The sequence below is a fragment of the Streptomyces sp. NPDC001933 genome (genome assembly GCF_042890955.1).
GTDB lineage: Bacteria > Actinomycetota > Actinomycetes > Streptomycetales > Streptomycetaceae > Streptomyces.
This window is the reverse complement of record NZ_JBIASS010000110.1, coordinates 1-2,242: the sequence shown is the minus strand read 5'-3', so window position 1 is coordinate 2,242 and position 2,242 is coordinate 1. Positions and strand designations below refer to the sequence as shown.

Annotated in this window: 2 protein-coding genes; one reads left to right on the top strand and one right to left on the bottom strand. The window is 67.9% G+C overall.

Features of this window, described 5'->3' with window-relative positions; translation table 11 throughout:
* Nucleotides 1–335: 335 nt before the first annotated feature.
* On the top strand, nt 336–1,238 hold the full coding sequence (locus ACFYY7_RS45605; protein WP_388672359.1) for an MBL fold metallo-hydrolase: 903 nt from the start codon (nt 336–338) through the stop codon (nt 1,236–1,238).
* Here ACFYY7_RS45605 and ACFYY7_RS45600 read toward each other — a convergent pair.
* The gene (locus tag ACFYY7_RS45600; protein WP_388672356.1) at nt 1,232–1,504 is read right to left on the bottom strand and encodes a hypothetical protein; all 273 of its coding nucleotides are present in this window, start codon (nt 1,502–1,504) and stop codon (nt 1,232–1,234) included. The two genes, ACFYY7_RS45605 and ACFYY7_RS45600, sit on opposite strands and share 7 nt — an antisense overlap.
* Nucleotides 1,505–2,242: the final 738 nt, after the last annotated feature.

Genomic DNA, 2,242 nt, shown 5'->3' with positions numbered 1-2,242 from the left:
AGCTGCAGATACTCATCGCGACCTGGACCGGCGCCTGCCCCACTTGTCACCGCGACATGCCAGACCCCGCACCAACATGACCAAGCCCTACTAGGACCTCTAGCCCAAGGACGTCTGACGGCCCGAGGAGGCTCCGGCCGACCGCATGCGTCCCGTCACTCACATGGCGGCCAAGCACCTGGTGCCCGTGACGTGATCGGTCAGGCGGGGCAGAGGCGAGGGGCAGAGCGGCTGTCACAGACCGGGCTGCCGTCCGGTCATAGGGAATACCGGACGGCGTACGCCATGGCGCCGTATCGGTGTCTTCGGTTTACGCTCTTCACGAGGAGAACACCATGAAGCTCGCACACCCCGACGCGCCGGTGCACGACGAACTGGTGCCGTCCCGCTATGCGTTGAACGTCGGCGACATCGACGTGACGGTGATCAGCGACGGGACACTGCAGATTCCCGCCGAGACGTTGGCCACAAACGCTGCCAAGGCCGACCTGTCCGCCTGGCTCGGTGAGAACTTCCTGCCGGAGATGCTCGTCTACCCGGTGAATGTGGCCGTCGTACGCAGCGGTGGCCGAACCATCCTCATCGATTCCGGGCTGGGGACGGAATTCCCCGGCTTCCCGCGGGCCGGGCAGTTGGCCATGCGACTGGACGCGGCCGGGATCGACCCCGCATCCGTGACCGATGTGGTGCTCACCCACTTGCATTTCGACCACATCGGCGGGCTGCTCGTCGAAGGGCTGAGGGGTCGGCTCCGCACGAACCTGCGGGTCCATCTGGCTTCCGCGGAGGCCGAGTTCTGGGAGGCGCCCGACTTCTCCCGCACCGCCATGCCGGAAGCCGTGCCGGAGGCGCTTCGCACGACCGCCTCGAAGTTCCTGGAACTGTACCGCGGTCAGCTCAAGCCGTTCGAGAAGGAGCACGAGGTGGCGCCAGGAGTGAGGATCGTTCGTACCGGCGGTCACACTCCCGGTCACAGCATCGTCCGCCTGGAGTCCGGCGGCGACCGGCTCACGTTCGCCGGCGATGCCGTGTTCCAGTGCGGGTTCGACAAACCCGGCTGGTACAACGGCTTCGAGCACGACCCCGAGGAATCAGCCCGCGTCCGGATCCGTCTCTTGACAGAGATGGCGGCCAGCGGCGAGCAATTGCTGGCAGCTCACGTGCCGTTCCCGTCCGTCTGCCACGTGGCGGTCGCCGGCAACGCCTTCCGTTTCGTGCCAACCGTCTGGGACTACTGACCATCCCTGGTCTCGACGAGCTCGCACAGCTCGGCGATCCCCTTCGGGCTGACGGCCGTCACCTCCACCCCCGGCCACCGGCCCGCCCCCGCCGCCCGCGCCGTCGGCCAGAAGGAGGTCGGGATTCGAGACCCGGAGATCCCCCAGCCCGTACGGGACGCCGGCCTCGGCCAGCGCACGGGCGACGACGAACGCAGGGTGCCCGCGCGGTCGGTCTGGAAGGGGGAGCCACCCTTGGGGTCGCTGATCCAGGTGCGGTCCTCCACCCGCCACTACCTGCGGTCCCCAGCGCAGTTACGCTCACTGCCTGACCTGTACTGAGTTGCATGGAGGCACCTGCGGTGGATGAGGCTGAACTACCCGCTCGAATCGGCCCCTACCACCCGCTGCGCCGCCTGGGGCCGGCGGCATGGGAACTGTCTACTATGCGCATCCACCAGGCAGCGGACCTCTGGCTGTGAAGGTGCTCCACCCGGAGTTCACGGCGAAACCAGTGCACCCCGCCGGTTCGCCGTGAAGTCGTCACCCTGACCAAGATTTCTGGCCCGTACCTGCTCGAGGTGGCTGCCGCCGACGCGCAAGCAGACCGGCCCTGGCTGGCCACTCCCTATGTCGCGGGCAGCACTCTGGCCGAGCATGTCGAGGTCCACGGGCCCCTCACCGATACCTCCGGGGTCGGACTGTCTCGAACGGTGGCTGCCGAGCTGCTGGACGTGGTGAACGCTCGCCTCGGCCCTCCCGCGGTGTGGGCCGACCGCAGAGTGTGCGCTCCTCGCTGCGGATGATTCGGGCCCGGACGCCCTCCGGCCGCGCCCCTGCGGGTCAGGCGGGGTGTCAGTCGTCCTTGGCACCATGGCGCCATGAGCCACAGGATCTCCTACTCCACTGCCAGCCAGGCCGACGTCCTTGGGGACTGCTGCAGGGTTGGGTGACAGCGGGGTTTATGCAGCCAGGGCTGCGGCTGGGGTCATGATGGTCTCGTACTCGACGGGGGTCAATCGGGC